This is a genomic window from Demequina silvatica (assembly GCF_000971215.1).
Taxonomy (GTDB): Bacteria; Actinomycetota; Actinomycetes; order Actinomycetales; family Demequinaceae; genus Demequina; species Demequina silvatica.
The window spans coordinates 94,646-112,838 of the sequence record NZ_BBMA01000003.1 but is presented as its reverse complement, the minus strand read 5'-3'; the positions used below and the strand labels follow the sequence as shown (position 1 = coordinate 112,838).

Genomic DNA, 18,193 nt, shown 5'->3' with positions numbered 1-18,193 from the left:
CTCGGGGGGCTAGTGACCGGTGAGGGCGTCGCCGAAGACACCCAGGCCGGTCATGATCTGGTCGACGGCGCTCGGCTCGTCGTCCTGGGGGAACTGGGCGGCCAGGTCCTCGAGGGTGTCGAGAAGGCACTCGCACTGGAGCGCCACCACGATGTCGCCCGCCTGCCAGACGATGCGGCTCGGGTCCGTGCCCACCACATAGGCGTCGAGGCCCTCCACCTCGGCCACGGGCAGAGCCGCGACGCGCTCGGGTGCGAGGCGGCCTCGCGTCTCGAGCGCCAGCACGGACTCGCCGTCGCTGACCAGGGTGTAGACGAGCACGCGGGAGCCGTTGGGGCCCTCGCGCACCGCAGCCTCGACTGGGGTGGATCCACTCGACTGCCAATCCGGGTGGATCCAGTCGCCCATCGACACCCCGTCGCGCATGGCGTCGGGGTCCAGGTGGACGACGCTCGGCCCCTGCTCCTCCGCGGAGGCCGAGAGTCCTGGGTCGATGTCGCCGGGCTCGCCGGCGACGTACGCGGCGCCGATCACGGCGACCAGGATGAGGGTGAGGGACAGCGTGAGCACCGCCGGCCGCCGGTCGCGGCCGCGCGCGGCGCGGGCGCGCTGACGCGTCTCGTGCGACGCGATCTCCGCCATGCGGTCGCGGTCGAGCAGCTGCTGCGTGAACCGCATGTCGATGCCCGCCTCGGACGAGTGGAGCGCCTCGCGCGCGGCGCGCATGCCCTCCCACCGGCGCGCGCAGTCGTCGCACTCCTCGAGGTGCGCCATCGCCTCAGCCGCGCTCTCCGAGGAGAGGCGGTTGTCGAGCAGATCGTGGATCCGCTCGCCGAGGTGGCGTGCCGTCACGCGCCACCTCGCACCGGGGCGCGGTGGGCGAGAGACTCGCGCAGCCGGGCGCGGGCGCGGGACAGGCGGGAGCGGACCGTGCCCATCTTGATGCCCAGCGTGGCGGCGATCTCCTCGTAGGACAGGCCCTCGATGTCGCTCAGCACCACGGCCGCGCGGTACTCCGGCGGGAGGTCCGCGAGCGCGGCGATGATGTCGTCGCCCAGGTTCGACATGTCGAACGCGTCCTCGGGCTGGCCCGAGCGCTCGTGACGGTCGAAGCTGTCAGAGGTCGCCACTGCGGCGTCGTCGTCGGCCATGAAGTCGAAGCGGATCCGCTTCTTGCGGCGCATCCGGTCGAGGAACAGGTTGGTGGTGATGCGGTGCAGCCAGCCCTCGAACGTGCCGGGCTTGTACTGCGACAGCGAGTTGAAGACGCGGACGAAGACGTCCTGCGTGAGGTCCTCGGCATCGTGCTGGTTGCCGGTGAGGTGGTACGCGAGGCGGTAGACGCGCGCCGAGTGGTTCGCGACGATGCTCTCCCAGGTGAGCTCGGGCGCCTCGACGGGGGCTGCCTCAGCGGCCGGGACTGCGGTCTCGGTCATCGTGCTCCCCTCCTGATCACACCCGTACAACGGGCCTTGACTTCTCCATGTTCCCACGCCTGTCTGAGAGTTCGCTGGGACCTCCGGATAGGCTGACCCCCGAGAGGGAGGCGGCATGAGCATCGAGGCAGCGAACTGGGCGTACGCGGAGGACTTCGTCGAGGAGGATCGGGTGATCCTCGAAGCGCGCGACGTCGCCGACCAGCTCGGATGCGTGCCGGTCCTGCCAGGGGTCGCGCGGGCCATCGAGGTGCTCGCCCGGACCGCGCGCGCCACCTCGGCGGTCGAGATCGGGACGGGCGCCGGCATCTCGCTCACCTACCTGCTGCGCGGCATGGCGCCCACCGGCGTGGTCACCACGATCGACGTCGAGCCCGAGCACCACAAGGCCGCCAGGCGCACGGTCGCCGCCGCCGGCTTCGCTCCTGAGCGGGCGCGCATGATCACGGGCCGCGCGCTCGACGTGCTGCCGCGCCTCACGGACGGCGGCTACGACATCGTGCTGATCGACGCCCGCAAGTCGGAGTACCCGGCGTACCTCGAGCACGCGATGCGGCTGCTGCGCCCGGGCGGGCTGCTGCTGATCGACAACGCGCTGTGGCACGGCCGCGTGCCGGACCCCGCCCAGCGCGACAAGGACACCACCGCGGTGCGCGAGACCCTCAAGGCGGTGCGCGAGGACGAGCGCCTCACCGCGGTGTCGCTGCTCGCCGCGGGCGACGGCCTGCTCACCGCGATCAAGGACTAGCGCCGGGTGCGACGAACGCCGCCTCCCCTCCAGGGGACGGCGGCGTTCGCGACAGGGGGTGCTGGGGTCGTCAGGCCTGCGGCAGCGCCGCGTGGAGCGCGTCGCCGAGCTCCTTGACCTCGTCCGCGGTGATCTCGACCACGAGTCGACCGCCGCCCTCGAGGGGGACCCGCATGACGTAGCTGCGACCCTCCTTCACGACCTCCATGGGGCCGTCACCGGTGCGGGGCTTCATTGCAGCCATCGTGTCGTTCTCCTCGAGTGGATGGATCGCGCGCCGCCCGTCGCGACGCTGCACCCGATTCTACTGCGCGCGCGGGAGCGTTCCCAAATCCCTCCTGCTCAGGGGGCAAGGGCGCGTCGCGCGCCCCCGGTCAGGCGCCGTCGCGCTGGGCGGTCGCGAGGGCGACGGCCTCCTGCGGGTCGTCGGTGACGTGGATGAGGTCGAGGTCGTGCGGCGAGATCTTGCCGTCCGCCTCGACCGTGTCGCGCATCCACGCGACCAGCGGGCCCCAGTAGGCGCTGCCGAACAGCACGATCGGGAAGCGGCGCACGGTGCGCGTCTGCACCAGGGTGAGGCACTCGAACAGCTCGTCGAGCGTGCCGAACCCGCCGGGGAGCGCGATGAAGCCCTGGGAGTACTTCACGAACATGGTCTTGCGGACGAAGAAGTAGCGGAAGTTGATCCCGAGGTTGATGTGCTCGTTCATCGACTGCTCGAACGGCAGCTCGATGCCCAGGCCCACGGACACGCCGCCCGCCTCCTCGGCCCCGCGGTTCGCGGCCTCCATGCAGCCGGGCCCGCCGCCGGTGATGACCGCATAACCGGCCTCGACCAGCAGCCGGCCCACCTCGATGCCCGCCCGGTACTCGGCCGAGTCGGGGTGGGAACGGGCGGAGCCGTAGACCGTGATGGCCGGCCCGAGCTCCGCGAGCGCGCCGAACCCCTCGACGAACTCGGACTGGATGCGCAGCACCCGCCACGGATCGCCGTGGAGCCAGTCGGCGCGGTGCTGCTCGTCGAGCAGCCGCTCGCTGGTGGAGGTGGTGGGGACGTTGCGGCCCCGCAGCACCACGGGACCCTTGCGGTACTCCTTCATCGCTCCTCCTCAGGACGTGAGCCAGGCCTCCAGGCCGGCGCGGCAGTGGCGGATGTCCGCGACCGGGCACCGCTCGTCGTCGGCGTGCGCGAGCTCGGGGTCGCCCGGCCCGTAGTTGACCGCGGGGATGCCCAGCTCGCCGAAGCGGGCCACGTCGGTCCAGCCCTGCTTGGCGCGCGGCGCGGCGACGCCGGTGGCGGCCACGGACGCGGCGAACGATGCGGCGAGCGGGGCGTCGAGACCCGGACGGGCGGCTCCGGACACGTCCGTGTAGACGAGCTCGTAGTCGTCGAGGCCGGCCGAGGCGACGAACTGCTCGAACCGCGCCCGCGCCTCGTCGATGCTCCACCGCGGCGCGAAGCGGTAGTTGACGGTCACCACGCACTCGTCGGGGATGACGTTGGTGGCGATGCCGCCGCGGACCAGCACGGCGTTGATCCCCTCGCGGTAGTCGAGGCCGTCCACGGTGAGCGTCTCCGCCGGGTACGCGTCGAGCGCCGCGAGCAGCGGGGCGGCGCGATGGATCGCGTTGACGCCCTTCCAGGCCCTCGCCGAGTGCGCGGCGACGCCGCTGATGCGGACCTCCGCGCGCATCGTCCCGTTGCAGCCGCCCTCGATCACGCCCTGCGTGGGCTCGCACAGCACCGCGAAGTCGCCCTCGACCAGGTCGGGTCGCTCGCGGGCGATCCGGCCCAGGCCGTTGCGGTCCGCCTCGACCTCCTCCTGGTCGTAGAACACCCAGGTGACGTCGCGCGTGGGCGCCGTGAGCGCGGCCGCGAGCGACAGCTGCACGGCGACGCCGGCCTTCATGTCGACGGAGCCGCGGCCCACCAGGTCGCCCTCGGGCGACCACTCCCCCGGCACGTTGCCCTTGATGGGCACGGTGTCGAGGTGGCCGGCGATGACCACCCGCTCGGCCCGGCCGAGCGCGGTGCGCGCGACCACGGCGTTGCCCAGCCGGGTGACCTCGAGGTGCGCCAGCGGCGCGAGCGCGGCCTCCACGGCGTCCGCGATGCGGTCCTCGTTGCCCGACACGGAGGGGATGTCCACCAGGGCCTTGGCCAGCGATTCGACAGGGGCCGCGAGGTCGAGGTGCGTCATGCGGTCAGCCTATCCACGTACCCTGGGAGCCATGACTCGACCCGCCTTCGGATTCGGCCTCGCGACCCTCGACAACAACGGCACCGTGCTCGACACGTGGTACCCCGCGCCCGCGCTCGGCGAGCCCAAGGCGCGCGACGACGCCCCCGCCCAGCTCAAGGCCGCTGAGCGGACGGACGACCTCCGCGACGTGGTCATCAGGGTCGCGCGGACCGTCATCGACCTCGACGAGGCGCCCGCGTCCGTGGAGGACGCCTACCTGCGCCTTCACCTGCTCAGCCACCGCATCGTCCGCCCGCACGGCCTCAACCTCGACGGGATCTTCGGCGTGCTCACCAACGTGGTGTGGACCTCGGACGGCCCGTGCGCGATCGAGGGCTTCGAGCAGGTGCGCCTGCGCTACCGGGCGTTCGGCCGCCAGCTCACGGTGTTCGGCATCGACAAGTTCCCGCGCATGGTCGACTACGTGCTGCCGTCCGGCGTGCGCGTCGCGGACGCGGACCGCGTGCGCCTGGGCGCCCACCTCGCGGAGGGCACCACCGTGATGCACGAGGGCTTCGTGAACTTCAACGCCGGCACGCTTGGCCACTCGATGGTCGAGGGCCGCATCTCCGCCGGCGTGGTGGTGGGCGAGGGCTCCGACATCGGCGGCGGCGCGTCCATCATGGGCACCCTCTCGGGTGGCGGCAAGGAGGTCGTGTCGATCGGCGAGCGCTCGCTGCTGGGCGCGAACGCGGGCGTCGGCATCGCGCTGGGTGACGACTGCATCGTCGAGGCCGGCCTCTACCTCACCGCCGGCACCAAGGTCACCCTCAAGGGCCGCACCGACGAGGACGGCACCCCGGTGGTGGTGAAGGCGCGTGAGCTGTCGGGTCAGGACGGCATCCAGTTCTGGCGCAACTCCGTCACCGGCGCGATCGAGGCGGTCGCCCGCAAGGGCACGGGCATCGAGCTCAACTCGGCGCTGCACGCCAACTGACGTGGGCGCGCGGCGCACGCTCGCCGCTGTCGCGATCCTCGCGGTCGCGGGCGGCGCCGCGGTCTACGGCTCGTACCTGTTCAGCGAGAACGCGGGGCCCTCGTACGCGACGGGACGCTGCACCGCGAGCCTCGACGGCGAGACGTCCACCCTGACCGCCGAGCAGGCGGGCAACGCGGCGCTCATCGCGGCGGCCTCGCAGCGGCTGGGCCTGCCGGCACGCGGCGCCACCATCGGCATCGCGACGGCCATGCAGGAGTCCTCGCTGGTCAACATCGACCACGGCGACCGCGACTCGGTGGGGCTGTTCCAGCAGCGCCCGTCGCAGGGCTGGGGGTCCGTCGCGGAGATCATGGACCCCTACTACTCCACGGACACGTTCTACGAGGCGCTCGTCGAGGTGGACGGCTGGCAGGACATGGAGGTCACGGTCGCCGCGCAGACCGTGCAGCGGTCCGCGTTCCCCGACGCGTACGCGACGCGCGAGGCCGCCGCCCGGCTGTGGGCCTCCGCGCTGCGCGGCTACTCGGGCGCGCTGGCGATCGACTGCGACGTGGACGCCGGCGAGGGCACCACGGCGGCGGCGCTCATCGCGCGCCTCGACGCCGACTTCGGCGAGGGCGCGTACCGCGTGCGCCGGCTCGCCGTGGGCGAGGAGGAGGTGTGGCTCGACGTCATGCCCGCGGGGGACGATGCGGCGGCCGGGGACGCCGTCGCGGCCTGGCTGGTCGCGGTGTCGGGCGCCGAGTCCGTCGAGGCGGTGGTGAACGGGGCGCGCGGCTGGGAGCGCGGGGTGGGCGAGAGCGACGTCGAGGCCCCCGCCGACGCGGTGGGCGTCGCGGTCAGGCTGCTGCGGACGCCCGCGGCGTGACGCGGGGTCAGGCCTCGCGCTGCTCCAGCGGGACGTAGTCGCGCTCGACCTCGCCGATGTAGATCTGGCGGGGACGGCCGATCTTGGTGCGCGGGTCCGCGAGCATCTCGCGGTAGTGCGCGATCCAGCCGGGCATGCGGCCCAGCGCGAACAGCGGGGTGAACATGGGCGTGGGGAAGCCCATCGCCGAGTACAGCAGGCCCGTGTAGAAGTCGACGTTCGGGTAGAGCTTGCGCTCGATGAAGTACTCGTCGGAGAGGGCGATCTCCTCGAGGCGCTTGGCCATCTCGAACGTCTCGTCGTTGCCGCCGAGCTGCGTGAGGAGCTCGTCCGCGACCTTCTTCACCACGGCGCCGCGCGGGTCGTAGGACTTGTAGACGCGGTGGCCGAAGCCCATGAGGCGGGCGCCCTCCGCCTTGTCCTTGACCTTCGCGACGAACTGCTCGATGGTGTCGCCGGACTCCTTGATCTGGTCGAACATGCGCAGCGCGGCCTCGTTGGCGCCGCCGTGCAGCGGACCCGACAGGGCGCCCACGCCGGCCGCCACCGAGGCGTAGATGTTGGCGTGCGAGGAGCCCACGATGCGGACGGTCGAGGTCGAGCAGTTCTGCTCGTGGTCGGCGTGGAGGATCAGCAGCAGGTCCACGGCGCGGCGCACCGCGGGGTCGATGTCGATCTCGCCCGAGCCGGGCGCGAACGCGATGCGCATGAACTCGTCGACGTAGTGACCGCCGCGGCGAGGCTCGATCAAGTCGCCGCCGCCGGCGCGGCGCTGCAGGTAGGCGATGGTGGTCGCGGTCTTGGCGAGCAGCAGCACGGTCGCGAGCTCGATCTGCTCGGGGTCGCGGCCCACGGACTCCGGGTAGAAGGTGCTGAGCGCGCTGATCGCGCCGGACAGCACGGCCATGGGGTGCGCGTCGCGGGGGAAGGCCCCCAGGAAGGTCTTGATGCCCTCGTGGACGTGCATGTGGCGCGAGACGCGGTTGTTGAGCGCGGTGAGCTGGTCGGGGGTGGGCAGCTCGCCGTGGATCAGCAGGTACGCGACCTCGAGGAACGTCGAGTTCTCCGCGAGCTGCTCGATGGGGTAGCCGCGGTAGCGGAGGATCCCGTTGTCGCCGTCGATGTACGTGATCGAGCTCTCGCACGAGGCCGTGTTCATGAAGCCCGGGTCGACGGTCACGAGGCTGGTGTCGCGCATGAGGGTGGCGACGGACATGCCGTCGTTGCCCACGGTCGCACGCTCCAGGGGAAGCTCCCTGGTGCTGCCGTCGACCGTCAGCCTTGCGTCCACCACTTGCGCCATGTTCTCCCCTTCGAAACCCATGTGCCGTCACCCAACATTTGAGCGCCGGTTTACTCGCGTTTTGCGAGCCTACTAGATGCCGCGGAGACTCCCGCATCGCTCGCAGTGAGGGCGATGCGCACGTGCCGGCGCGCCGCCTCGCCGTAGAACGCGCCTGGAGCGCACAGTATGCCCCGTTCTGCGAGGTAGTCCAGGGTGTCCCAGCAATCCTCGTCGCGGGTGGCCCACAGGTACAGCCCCGCCTCGGAGTGCTCGACCCGGAATCCGGCCGCCTGGACCGCCGGCAGGAGCAGGTCGCGGCGGGCGCGGTAGCGCTCCTTCTGCTCCGCCACGTGGGCGTCGTCGCGCAGCGCGACCGCCATCGCGGCCTGCACCGGGGCGGGCACGATCAGCCCGGCGTGCTTGCGCACCTCGAGCAGCGGCGCGATGACGGCGGGGTCGCCCGCGACGAACGCCGCGCGGTAGCCCGCGAGGTTCGACTGCTTGGACATCGAGTACACCGCGAGGACGCCGTCGTGGGAGCCGCCGCACACGCGCGGGTCCAGGATCGACGGCACGGGCTCGCCGGTCCAGGCGAGCTCGGCGTAGCACTCGTCGGAGGCGACCAGGGCGCCGATCTCGCGCGCGGCCTCCACCACCTCCGCCAGCCGCTCCGCGGACGCGACCGCGCCCGTCGGGTTCGACGGCGAGTTCACCCACACGAGCCGCACCGCGGGGTTGCCGCGCCAGTCGGCGACGTCGTCGGTGGCGAGCAGGGTCGCACCCGCGAGGCGCGCGCCCACGTCGTACGTCGGATACGCGGCGCGCGGGTGCACCACCACGTCGCCCGCACCCAGGCCCAGGTAGGCGGGCAGGGTCGCGACCAGCTCCTTCGAGCCGACCGTGGGAAGCACCGCCATGGGGTCGACGCCGGGGGCGCCGCGGCGGCGCGCGAACCAGTCGGCGACCGCCTCGCGGAGCGCGGCGGTGCCATGGGTGGTCGGATATCCGGGCGCGTCGGACGCCCCCGCGAGGGCGTCGCGGATCACCACGGGCGTCGGATCGACGGGCGTGCCGACCGAGAGGTCGACCAGCCCGTCAGGATGCGCCGCGGCGCGCGCCCGGTAGGGCGCGAGCGAGTCCCACGGGAAGTCCGGCAGCGAGCGCGGGCTGAGGCCCATGCTCCCGGATCAGCCGTTCTGAGGTGCCAGCGACTTGATGAGGTCGTGGTCGTGCTCGATCAGACCCATCTTCGCGGCGCCGCCAGGCGAGCCGATCTCCGAGAAGAACTCGACGTTGGCGTTGTAGTACTCGGCCCACTTGTCCGGGACGTCGTCCTCGTAGTAGATGGCCTCGACCGGGCACACCGGCTCGCACGCACCGCAGTCGACGCACTCGTCGGGGTGGATGTAGAGCATGCGCTCACCCTCGTAGATGCAGTCCACGGGACACTCGTCGATGCACGCCTTGTCCTTGACGTCGACACACGGCAGGGCGATGACGTAGGTCACTGCGTCTCCTCAACCTCGGAACTACGGGGGGTCGCGCTCATCATACCGCCGGCGAGGAGCGCCCCCGCCAGCCCCCGGCGGGCCCGGGACCCGCGCATCGTCCCCGCTACTTGCAGGTCACGCCGTTGTCGGGCGAGTACGTCCACGTGTACGACGACTTGTCGACCATGTCGCCCTTGAGGAACACCTCGCGCGTGTTGGTGATGGTGAAGCCGGGGTTGCCCATCGGGGTGTCGAGGCAGCCCGCGCGGGTGGACTCGACGGACTCGGGCTCGACGAAGTTGGACTTGTTCGAGGCGTAGGTCTTCACCGTGTAGTACTTGGTCGACCAGATGTCCACGTGCAGGCGGCCGCCGGTGACGTACGAGCTCATCACCAGCGCGTAGGGCGTGTTGTTCTTGAAGCGCATGTCGAGCGAGCCGACGAAGATGGTCGCCTCGCGGCCCGCCGGGTAGCGGTCGAACCACTTGGTGTGCGGGCGGTGCTCCACGTCCTCGAGGCCCGCGAAGTAGGCCGCGTTGTACGTGGTGGTGGCCATCTGGGACAGCCCGCCGCCGATCCCGTTGGTGAGGTAGCCGTCGACGATGATGTGGGCGGGCTGGTAGCCGCCCGCCTCCGTGATGGGCGCGAGGGAGTCGAGCAGCGAGAACGTCTCGTCGGGCTTGACCACCACGCCGGTGACCTTCTCCGCGCCGCGGATGAGGTTCTGGGTGCGCACGGGCTCGTCGGTGAGCGGGGTGTCGAAGGACGCGACCACGGTCTTGAAGTCGCTCACGCCCAGGTCGTCGCTGGTGACGGCCGCCTGGGTGTTGCGGTACGGCAGCTCGCCGGTGCGCTCGGCGGTCTGGGCGGCCTCGGCCACGGCGGGTCCCAGCCGCTTGCCCGCGATCGCGCGGCCCGGCTTGGACCTGGTGGTGATGATCTGGTGGCTCGCGGTGAAGCGGAAGGACGCGGACTTGGGGTCGCTGGTGAGCGACGGCTGCGCGGACTCGAGCTCGGCCGCGAGCGACGGGCCGTCGACCACGTAGGTGAGGGTGCCGTCGCGGTTCTCGACGGAGCCGAACCGCGTGAGCTGCTCGGAGGACACGGTGGCGGCGCCGTTCTCGCCCGTCATCCGCACGTCGCCCGCGAGGGTCGCGGAGTTGAGCTCCGAGGCGAAGGCCTCTGCGTCCGCCGTGGTGACCGTGGCCGCCTTGGTGTCGATGACGGCCTCGTAGGTCTCCACGGGCCAGGCCTGGCCCAGCCCGTCCGCGGTGGACGCAGGGTCGATCGCCACGCCGTCGACGGCCGGGACCACGGACGCGCCGGTGGACGCGATCTCGACGGCGGCGTCCTCGCCGTCGACCTCGAGCTCCTCGCGGGTGCCCTCGATCGCCTCGGCCAGCGCCTCGGTGTCGACCACGGTGACCACGTCGACCTCGCGCTCGGCGCCCGTGAAGGCGCGGAGGATGTCGAACGGGGCGAGGCTGAAGCTCAGCAGCTGGTCGACCGTCGCGCCGGCGCCCGCCACCATGCCGGACTCCCGCGGGACGATGCTCGCCTCCGCGTCCTCGGTGGTGATCGCAACGGGCGAGGTGTTGAGGTCCTTGACGGCGGGCTGGAGCGCCGCGACCGCCTCGTCGCGCGTCATGCCGCCGATGTCGACGCCCTGGACGGTGGTGCCGGCGGGCACGCGCTCGGAGGCGTACACGGCGGCGGCGAAGTACCCGCCGACCAGCAGCAGCACGATCAGCAGCAGAGTCCAGCGTCCCCATCCCACGTGGCGCTTCTCCTCGGGCTCGTCGGCGCCGGCCGCCTCCGACGTCTCCGCGACCTCGGCGGCGGCGGGGGCGGTCACGGGCGCGTACTCGTAGGCCTCGTCGTCGCGCTGCCACTCGGCGACAGCCTCGCCCGCTGCCACGGGCGGCAGCACCTGGGTGGCCTCGGCGTCGGGCTCGGGCGCCTCCTCCGCGGGCGGCTCCTCCGCGGGCGGCTCCTCCGCGGGAGGCTCCGCGAGGAACGCCGGCATCTGCTCGGTCGGCTCGTCGTCGAGGTCGCGCTCCGGCGCGGGCTCCGCCGGAGCCGCGTCCGCCTCGTCGGCACCGAGGTCCCCGTCGAGGTCCGCGTCGATCTCGGCCTGCGCCTCGTCGACCTCGTCCCCGACGCCCTCGGGGCGCTCGTCCTTCGGGTCGCTCACTGGACGGCCGCCTCGGACTCATCCCGCGCATCGTCCCGCGTGGACGCCCTGGTATCGCCGATGAAGCGGCGAGGCACCAGGGCGACCACGCCGATCACGACGGCGCCGCCGTAGACCCACGCGAGGCTGCGCGCGTCGTTGGGGATGAGCAGCGAGCCGCCCGGCCCCTCCTGCGCGAGCACCACGGTGAGCGCCATCCAGGCGGTGGCGAACACCGTGAGGCCCAGGAAGCCGCGCCAGGCGCGGGAGAACACGCTCGCCGTCCCCACCAGCAGCAGGCAGGCCGCGACGCTCGCCCAGCCGAAGGCCCGGTGGGAACCCGCGCCCACGAGCGCCACGATCGCGCCGATGAGCGTGATCACCAGCAGGGACCAGACGATGCGAGCCATGCCTGACATGGTAGGGGTGGCGTCAGGCGTTCTGGCGCTTCGCGCGCGACGCGGCGCGCGCCCTCTCCGTGCCGTCGAGGATCACCTTGCGGATGCGCACCTTCTCGGGGGTCACCTCGACGCACTCGTCCTCGCGGGCGAACTCGAGCGACTCCTCGAGGGTGAGGCGGCGCGGCGGGGCCAGACGCTCGAGCTCCTCCGCCGTCGACGAGCGGATGTTGTTGAGCTTCTTCTCCTTGGTGATGTTGACGTCCATGTCCTCGTTGCGCGAGTTCTCGCCGATCACCATGCCCTCGTAGGTGTCCTCGGTGGGACCCACGAAGAAGGTGCCGCGGTCCTGCAGCGCCATGAGGGCGTTGGACGTCACCACGCCGGAGCGGTCCGCGACGAGCGAGCCGTTGGTGCGGTACTCGATGAGGCCGGTCCACGGCTCGTAGCCGTGCGCGATGGAGGACGCGATGCCGGTGCCGCGCGTGTCCGTGAGGAACTGGCTGCGGAAGCCGATGAGGCCGCGCGCGGGGACGATGAACTCCATGCGCACCCAGCCGGTGCCGTGGTTCGCCATCGACTCCATGCGGCCCTTGCGCGACGCGAGGAGCTGCGTGACGGCGCCGAGGTGCTCCTCAGGGACGTCGATGGTCATGTGCTCCATCGGCTCGTTGAGCTTGCCGTCGATCTCCTTGGTGACCACCTGCGGCTTGCCGACGGTGAGCTCGTAGCCCTCGCGGCGCATCTGCTCGACCAGGATGGCGAGCGCGAGCTCGCCGCGGCCCTGCACCTCCCACGAGTCGGGGCGCTCGGTGGGGAGCACGCGGATCGACACGTTGCCGATGAGCTCCTTGTCGAGGCGGTCCTTGACCTGGCGCGCGGTGACCTTCGCACCCTTGACGCGGCCGGCCAGCGGCGACGTGTTGATGCCGATGGTCATCGAGATCGCCGGGTCGTCGACCGTGATGAGCGGCAGCGGGCGCGGGTCCTCGATGTCGGTGAGGGTCTCGCCGATGGTGATCTCCTCGATGCCCGCCACGGCGACGATGTCGCCGGCCTTCGCGGACTCCGCGGGGACGCGCTCGAGGCCCTTGGTCTCGAGCAGCTCGGTGATCTTCACGGGCTTGACGGTGCCGTCCTTGCGCGCCCACGCGACCTGCTGGCCCTTGCGGATCTCGCCGTTGAACACGCGCAGCAGCGCGAGGCGGCCCAGGAAGGGCGAGGCGTCGAGGTTGGTCACGTGCGCCTGCAGCGGGTGGCCTTCGTCGTAGGACGGGGCGGGGATGCGCTCCATGATGACCTGGAACAGGGGCTCGAGGTTGTCGCCCTCGGGCAGCGAGCCGTCAGCCGGCTGGTTCAGCGACGCGATGCCGGCCTTCGCGGAGGCGAACACCACGGGCACCTCGAGGAGGGCGTCGACGTCGAGGTCGGGGACCTCGTCGTGGAGGTCGGAGGCGAGGCCCAGGAGCAGGTCGTGGGTCTCGTCCACGACCTCGGAGATGCGCGAGTCGGGGCGGTCGACCTTGTTGACCACGATGATGACGGGCAGGTGCGCCGCGAGCGCCTTGCGCATGACGAACCGGGTCTGGGGCAGCGGGCCCTCGGACGCGTCGACCAGCAGCACCACGCCGTCGACCATCGACAGGCCGCGCTCGACCTCGCCGCCGAAGTCGGCGTGGCCCGGGGTGTCGATCACGTTGATGGTGACGCCGCCCTCGACCGCCGCGGCGCCGGTGTACCGGATCGCGGTGTTCTTCGCGAGGATGGTGATGCCCTTCTCGCGCTCGAGGTCGCCGGAGTCCATGGCGCGGTCCTCGACGTGGGCGTGGTCGCCGTAGGCGCCTCCCTGCACGAGCATGGCGTCGACGAGGGTGGTCTTGCCGTGGTCGACGTGGGCGACGATCGCGACGTTGCGCAGGTCGGAGCGCAGGGGCATGCGGGAACTCGATTCCGTGGGAAGGGTTGCTCGGTCCGACATGGACCGCCGATCCATTCTACGGGTGCGGGGGACGATGCGCGGGTTCAGTCCTCCTCGGCCCGCGCGTGGGCGTCGAGGAAGGCGTACAGCTCGCGGTCGTCGATGCCGGGATACGTGCCGCGCGGCAGCGGGGAGAAGATGTGCGCGTGGACGCGGGCGCTCGCCCACGCCCGCCCCGCCCAGCGCGCGGCGTCCGCGGCGTCGGGCCGGCGGCAGCAGCTGAGGTCGGGGCAGCGCGACTCGACGCGGTTGGTGCTCTCGCGGCCGCGGAACCACTTGGACTCGCCGAACGGTACACCGAGCGTGATCGCGAAGTCCTCGGCCTCCGTCGAGCCCGTCTGCGTGGCCTCGAAGAAGGTGCCCGCGGGGGTGTCCGTGTACTGGAAGTACTCGGTGGTGCGGGTGGAGCGGGCGAAGGCGCGGCGCGCGCTCCAGTGCCGGCACACGATCTGTCCCTCGGTCGCGCCCGTGACGTCGACCGGCAGCGGGAGGCCGTCGTTCTCGTACGCGCGCACCACCGCGCCGTCCCCGGCGGCGCGCAGGAAGTGCAGCCGGATCCCGAGGTGGACGGTCGCAAGGTTGGTGAAGCGCAGCGCCGCCGCCTCGTGCGTGACGCCGAACGCGTCGCGGAAGTCCTCGATGGCGATGTCGCGGTCGCGCTTGGCTCGCTCGAGGAACGCGACCGCCGGCCCCTCCGGCATGAGGCACGCGGCGGCATAGTAGCTCGCGTCCTGGCGCTGGCGCAGGAAGTCCGCGTAGTCGCGCGGCTCCCCGTGGCCCAGGCGGATGTGCGCCATGGCCTGGAGCGCGAGCGAGCGCAGGCCGTGCCCGCCGGGGATCGAGGCTGGCGGGATGTAGATGCGGCCGCTCTCGAGGTCGAGGACGCAGCGGGCCGAGTGAGGGAGGTCGTCCGCGTGCACGATCTCGAGGCCGAGCCGCTCCGCCAGGAGGCTCACCGTGCGGTGAGTGAGCGCGCCGCCGGTGTGGCCCACCGCGGCGACGTCCTCGGAGGCGAGCGCCTCGATGTCGGGCACGTGGTTGTCGAGCGACTGCATCCGCAGCCGCTGGCGCGTGTTGGCGCGGCGGGCCTCCTCCGGCGTCGCGATCGCCTGCCGCGCCCGCCGGTCGAGCTCGCGGTGGAGCCCCACGAGCGTGCGCAGCACGTCGTCGGGCATGGTGCGGGTCGCGCGCAGCTCGGGCAGCCCGAGCTCGCGGTACGCGGCGCCGTCCTGCGCGTGCTCGAGCTCGATCTCGAGGGCGGCGCGCGGCGTGGGCGGGGCCTCGTCGAGGAGGTCGCCCACGCTCACCCCCAGGCGCGCGGCGAGCGCGGACAGCAGCGTGAGCCGCGGCTCGCGACGTCCGTTCTCGATGAGCGACAGCTGGCTGGGCGCGACGTCGACGTCGCGCCCGAGCTGCTCGAGGGTCAGGCCCGCCTCGGTACGGAAGTGCCGCACGCGGCGGCCGAGCGTGGAGAGATCCGGCATGGAATTCACCATACGGAAAGAATCCCGAAACTTCACGCGAAAAATGTCGCGCAACCGGCCCACGGGAGGCATACGGTCGAAAGCAGAAGGCGAAATTCGTCGCCTCCGATGTACGAGGGAGCCATCATGGCGATCATCGACCAGCCCCTGCGGGCCGCGCGCACCGAGGCCGCGGCCTCCCACCCGGCGGGTGCCGACCCGAGCATCGTCGCGTGGGTCGAGCGCCTCGCCCTGCACACGACGCCCGACGAGGTGGTGTGGTGCGACGGCTCCAAGCCCGAGCGCGCGCGGCTGATCCGCGACATGGTCGACGCCGGCACCCTCACGCCGCTCAACAGCGAGCTGCGGCCCGGCAGCTACGTCGCGCGCTCCAACCCGGAGGACGTCGCGCGCGTCGAGTCCCGCACCTTCATCTGCTCGGAGCGCGAGGAGGACGCGGGCCCCACGAACAACTGGGTGCCGCCGTCGGGCATGCGCGAGACGCTCCACGGGCTGTTCCGCGGCGCGATGCGCGGCCGCACCATGTACGTGATGCCGTTCGCGATGGGCCCGGTGGGCGGACCCCTCACCCGCTACGGCGTGCAGGTGACCGACTCCCCGTACGTGGTGGTGAGCATGGGCACCATGACCCGCATGGGCGCCGAGGCGCTCGCGCAGATCGGCCCCGACACCGAGTGGGTGCGATGCGCACACACCGTGGGCGCCCCGCTCGCGCCGGGCGACGCGGACGTGCCGTGGCCGTGCAACCCGACCAAGTACATCTCGCACTTCCCCGAGACGCGCGAGGTGTGGTCCTACGGCTCGGCGTACGGCGGCAACGCGATCCTCGCGAAGAAGGCGTTCGCGCTGCGCATCGCCAGCGCGATCGGTCAGGACGAGGGCTGGCTCGCCGCCCACATGCTGCTGCTCAAGGTCACCAACCCGCGTGGTCGCGTGTTCCACGTCGCCGCGGCGTTCCCGAGCGCGTGCGGCAAGACCAACTTCGCGATGCTGCAGCCCACGCTGCCCGGCTGGACCGTCGAGACGCTCGGCGACGACATCGCGTGGCTCGCGCCCGGCCCCGACGGCCGCCTGCGCGCCATCAACCCGGAGGCGGGGTTCTTCGGGGTCGCCCCCGGCACGGGCCGCTCGACCAACCCGGTCGCGATGGACACGCTCACGCACGACGTGGTGTTCACCAACGTCGCCGTCACCGACGAGGGCGACGTGTGGTGGGAGGGCATGACCGACGAGGTCCCCGCCCACCTCACCGACTGGCTCGGCGAGGACTGGACCCCCGCATCGTCCACCCCGGCCGCCCACCCGAACTCGCGCTTCACCGTGCCGGCCGCCCAGTGCCCGACCATCTCGGACGACTGGGACGACCCGCAGGGCGTGGTGGTCGACGCGATCATCTTCGGCGGGCGCCGCGCGACGAACGTGCCGCTGGTGTCGCAGTCGCGCGACTGGGCGCACGGCGTGTTCATGGGCGCGACCCTCGCGTCGGAGCGCACGGCCGCGGCGGAGGGCACCGTGGGCGAGCTGCGCCGCGACCCGTTCGCGATGCTGCCGTTCTGCGGCGTGCACATGGCCGACCACTGGCGCCACTGGCTCGAGGTGGGCGCGAAGGCGGAGGCCGCGGGCGGCGCCCCGGCGATCTTCCAGGTGAACTGGTTCCGCAAGGACGCGGACGGGCGCTTCCTGTGGCCCGGGTTCGGCGAGAACATCCACGCGCTGGCCTGGATGCTCGACCGCATCGAGGGCCGCGCGACCGGCGTCGAGGGCCTGTTCGGCGTGGTGCCGGCGGAGGGCGAGATCGATCACGCGGCGGCGGGCGTCGACGAGGCGGCGTGGGCGTCGCTGTTCGGCTTGGACAAGGCGGCGCTCACCGCGGAGGCGGACGATGCGGCGGGCTTCCTGGACTCGTACGGCGCCAAGGTGCCGGCGGAGGTCCGCGACGGCCTCGCACGGATGCGCGCCGACATCGACGCGCTGTAGGGGGCGCGCCCGGAGGGGCGCGAAGGCCGGGGCCGGATGCTCATCAGACATCCGGCCCCGATCCGTGCACGGGCGCGTAGGAGGCGGCGCCGTGCAGGGCTTCGCGGGGTCAGCGGCCGGCGGAGGCCTCCACGTCGCCCTCCTGGAGGGCGACATCGAGGTCCGCGAGCGCGGCGGGGTCCGCGGGGACCACGTCGGTGCCGGGCAGCGCGGGCTCGGGCACGGCGGCGAGGGCGGGCTCGTCGGGTTCGCCGAGCTTGACGAGCACCACGCCGGCCAGGACCAGCACGGCGCCGCCGATCTGGATGGGCGCGGGGGCCTGACCCACGAGCGCCCACGCGAACAGCGCGGCCGCGAGCACCTCGGTCAGCGCGACGAAGGAGCCCAGGCGGGCGCCGAGCCGGCGCGTGGCCGCGATGCCGACCACGTAGGCGACGGCGGAGGTGATGATGCCGAGCATCGCGACGACGGCCCACCAGGGCAGGTCGCCGGGCACCAGGTGCACGGTCCCGGCGGTGAACGCCAGCGGCAGCACCCCGGCCGCGGCGGCGATGCCGAGGATCACGGTGGCGACCACCAGGCCGCCCCACGCGAGCGTCACCGGAGGCAGGCCCGTCGAGGTCGAGCTCGAGATGACGAAGTAGACGGACGCGCCGATCATGGCGCCGAGCGCCCAGCCGATGCCGACCAGGCTGACCTCTCCCCCGCCGACCAGGTCGAGCAGCAGCACCAGGCCCGAGATCGCCACCACGGCGCCCAGCACCGTGAGGCGGCTGGGGCGGTGGCCGCGGGTCGCCCAGAGGTAGCCGACCACCACGATGGGCGACAGGTACTCGATGAGCAGCGCGACGCCCACGTCGAGGTGGCCGACCGCGAGGAAGTAGAAGAGCTGGGCGCCCGCGACGGCGAACGTGCCGTACGCGATCACGGTGCCGGCGGCGCGCGCGAGCAGGCGCCACTGGCCGCGCAGCGCGATCAGGGCGGGGACCGTCAGCACCACGGCGGCGATCGCGACGCGCACGAGCGTGGCGGCGCCGGCCGTCCAGCCGGCGTCCATGAGGCCGCGCGCGAGGCTGCCCGACAGGCCGAAGGAGGCCGCGGACGCGAGCGCGAACGCGAAGCCCTTGGCGCGGTTGGCGCGCGCAGCGTCATGAGTCAAAGCGGTCATGGCTC

At 72.4% G+C, this 18,193-nt stretch carries 17 protein-coding genes; 4 read left to right on the top strand and 13 right to left on the bottom strand.

Translation table 11 applies throughout. The features are described from left to right. Positions 1–9: 9 nt before the first annotated feature. The gene (locus AOM05_RS14170) at positions 10–852 is read right to left on the bottom strand and encodes an anti-sigma factor family protein (RefSeq protein WP_062519792.1); all 843 of its coding nucleotides are present in this window, start codon (positions 850–852) and stop codon (positions 10–12) included. Continuing rightward, positions 849–1,436, bottom strand: a complete 588-nt coding sequence (gene sigE / locus AOM05_RS04460) for an RNA polymerase sigma factor SigE (RefSeq protein WP_062519790.1) — start codon at positions 1,434–1,436, stop codon at positions 849–851. The genes AOM05_RS14170 and sigE overlap by 4 nt, the downstream gene beginning before the upstream one ends. Before the next feature lie 115 nt (positions 1,437–1,551). On the opposite strand from sigE, the gene AOM05_RS04455 reads away from it, so the two are divergent. Further along, on the top strand, positions 1,552–2,184 hold the full coding sequence (locus AOM05_RS04455; RefSeq protein ID WP_062519789.1) for an O-methyltransferase: 633 nt from the start codon (positions 1,552–1,554) through the stop codon (positions 2,182–2,184). 70 nt (positions 2,185–2,254) lie between these two features. Here the strand turns inward: AOM05_RS04455 and AOM05_RS04450 are convergent, their stop codons facing one another. From AOM05_RS04450 to dapE, 3 genes are all read right to left on the bottom strand, one after another. Continuing rightward, the gene (locus AOM05_RS04450; protein WP_082097307.1) at positions 2,255–2,428 is read right to left on the bottom strand and encodes a DUF3117 domain-containing protein; all 174 of its coding nucleotides are present in this window, start codon (positions 2,426–2,428) and stop codon (positions 2,255–2,257) included. A gap of 130 nt (positions 2,429–2,558) precedes the next feature. Continuing rightward, positions 2,559–3,284 (bottom strand): LOG family protein, encoded by a 726-nt coding sequence (locus tag AOM05_RS04445; RefSeq protein WP_062519786.1) that lies wholly within the window; start codon positions 3,282–3,284, stop codon positions 2,559–2,561. A 9-nt stretch (positions 3,285–3,293) separates the two neighbouring features. After that, positions 3,294–4,385 (bottom strand): succinyl-diaminopimelate desuccinylase, encoded by a 1,092-nt coding sequence (gene dapE, locus AOM05_RS04440; RefSeq protein ID WP_062519785.1) that lies wholly within the window; start codon positions 4,383–4,385, stop codon positions 3,294–3,296. 31 nt (positions 4,386–4,416) lie between these two features. On the opposite strand from dapE, the gene dapD reads away from it, so the two are divergent. Together dapD and AOM05_RS04430 are read left to right on the top strand one after the other, a co-directional pair. Further along, positions 4,417–5,364: a 2,3,4,5-tetrahydropyridine-2,6-dicarboxylate N-succinyltransferase gene (gene dapD, locus AOM05_RS04435; protein ID WP_062519783.1), complete on the top strand. Its 948-nt coding sequence runs from the start codon at positions 4,417–4,419 to the stop codon at positions 5,362–5,364. Between the two features lies 1 nt (position 5,365). Then, on the top strand, positions 5,366–6,235 hold the full coding sequence (locus AOM05_RS04430; protein WP_062519781.1) for a hypothetical protein: 870 nt from the start codon (positions 5,366–5,368) through the stop codon (positions 6,233–6,235). Positions 6,236–6,242: 7 nt separating this feature from the next. Here AOM05_RS04430 and AOM05_RS04425 read toward each other — a convergent pair whose 3' ends face one another. From AOM05_RS04425 to AOM05_RS04395, 7 genes are all read right to left on the bottom strand, one after another. Continuing rightward, positions 6,243–7,538 (bottom strand): citrate synthase, encoded by a 1,296-nt coding sequence (locus AOM05_RS04425; protein WP_062519779.1) that lies wholly within the window; start codon positions 7,536–7,538, stop codon positions 6,243–6,245. A gap of 50 nt (positions 7,539–7,588) precedes the next feature. After that, complete coding sequence (dapC, locus tag AOM05_RS04420) at positions 7,589–8,698, bottom strand: succinyldiaminopimelate transaminase (RefSeq protein WP_062519777.1); 1,110 nt, start codon at positions 8,696–8,698, stop codon at positions 7,589–7,591. A 9-nt stretch (positions 8,699–8,707) separates the two neighbouring features. Next, positions 8,708–9,028, bottom strand: a complete 321-nt coding sequence (gene fdxA, locus AOM05_RS04415) for a ferredoxin (protein WP_042215085.1) — start codon at positions 9,026–9,028, stop codon at positions 8,708–8,710. A gap of 106 nt (positions 9,029–9,134) precedes the next feature. Further along, positions 9,135–11,204 (bottom strand): VanW family protein, encoded by a 2,070-nt coding sequence (locus AOM05_RS04410; RefSeq protein WP_062519775.1) that lies wholly within the window; start codon positions 11,202–11,204, stop codon positions 9,135–9,137. Further along, positions 11,201–11,593: a hypothetical protein gene (locus AOM05_RS04405; RefSeq protein WP_062519773.1), complete on the bottom strand. Its 393-nt coding sequence runs from the start codon at positions 11,591–11,593 to the stop codon at positions 11,201–11,203. Before AOM05_RS04405 ends, AOM05_RS04410 begins: the two co-directional genes overlap by 4 nt. A 22-nt stretch (positions 11,594–11,615) precedes the next feature. Next, on the bottom strand, positions 11,616–13,517 hold the full coding sequence (gene typA / locus AOM05_RS04400) for a translational GTPase TypA (protein WP_062519771.1): 1,902 nt from the start codon (positions 13,515–13,517) through the stop codon (positions 11,616–11,618). Positions 13,518–13,603: 86 nt separating this feature from the next. Beyond that, positions 13,604–15,043, bottom strand: a complete 1,440-nt coding sequence (locus tag AOM05_RS04395; RefSeq protein WP_156165029.1) for a helix-turn-helix domain-containing protein — start codon at positions 15,041–15,043, stop codon at positions 13,604–13,606. 126 nt (positions 15,044–15,169) lie between these two features. On the opposite strand from AOM05_RS04395, the gene AOM05_RS04390 reads away from it, so the two are divergent. Continuing rightward, positions 15,170–17,020: a phosphoenolpyruvate carboxykinase (GTP) gene (locus AOM05_RS04390; protein WP_062520227.1), complete on the top strand. Its 1,851-nt coding sequence runs from the start codon at positions 15,170–15,172 to the stop codon at positions 17,018–17,020. 109 nt (positions 17,021–17,129) lie between these two features. Here the strand turns inward: AOM05_RS04390 and AOM05_RS04385 are convergent, their stop codons facing one another. Next, on the bottom strand, positions 17,130–18,188 hold the full coding sequence (locus AOM05_RS04385; protein WP_082097265.1) for an EamA family transporter: 1,059 nt from the start codon (positions 18,186–18,188) through the stop codon (positions 17,130–17,132). Between the last annotated feature and the right edge of the window lie 5 nt (positions 18,189–18,193).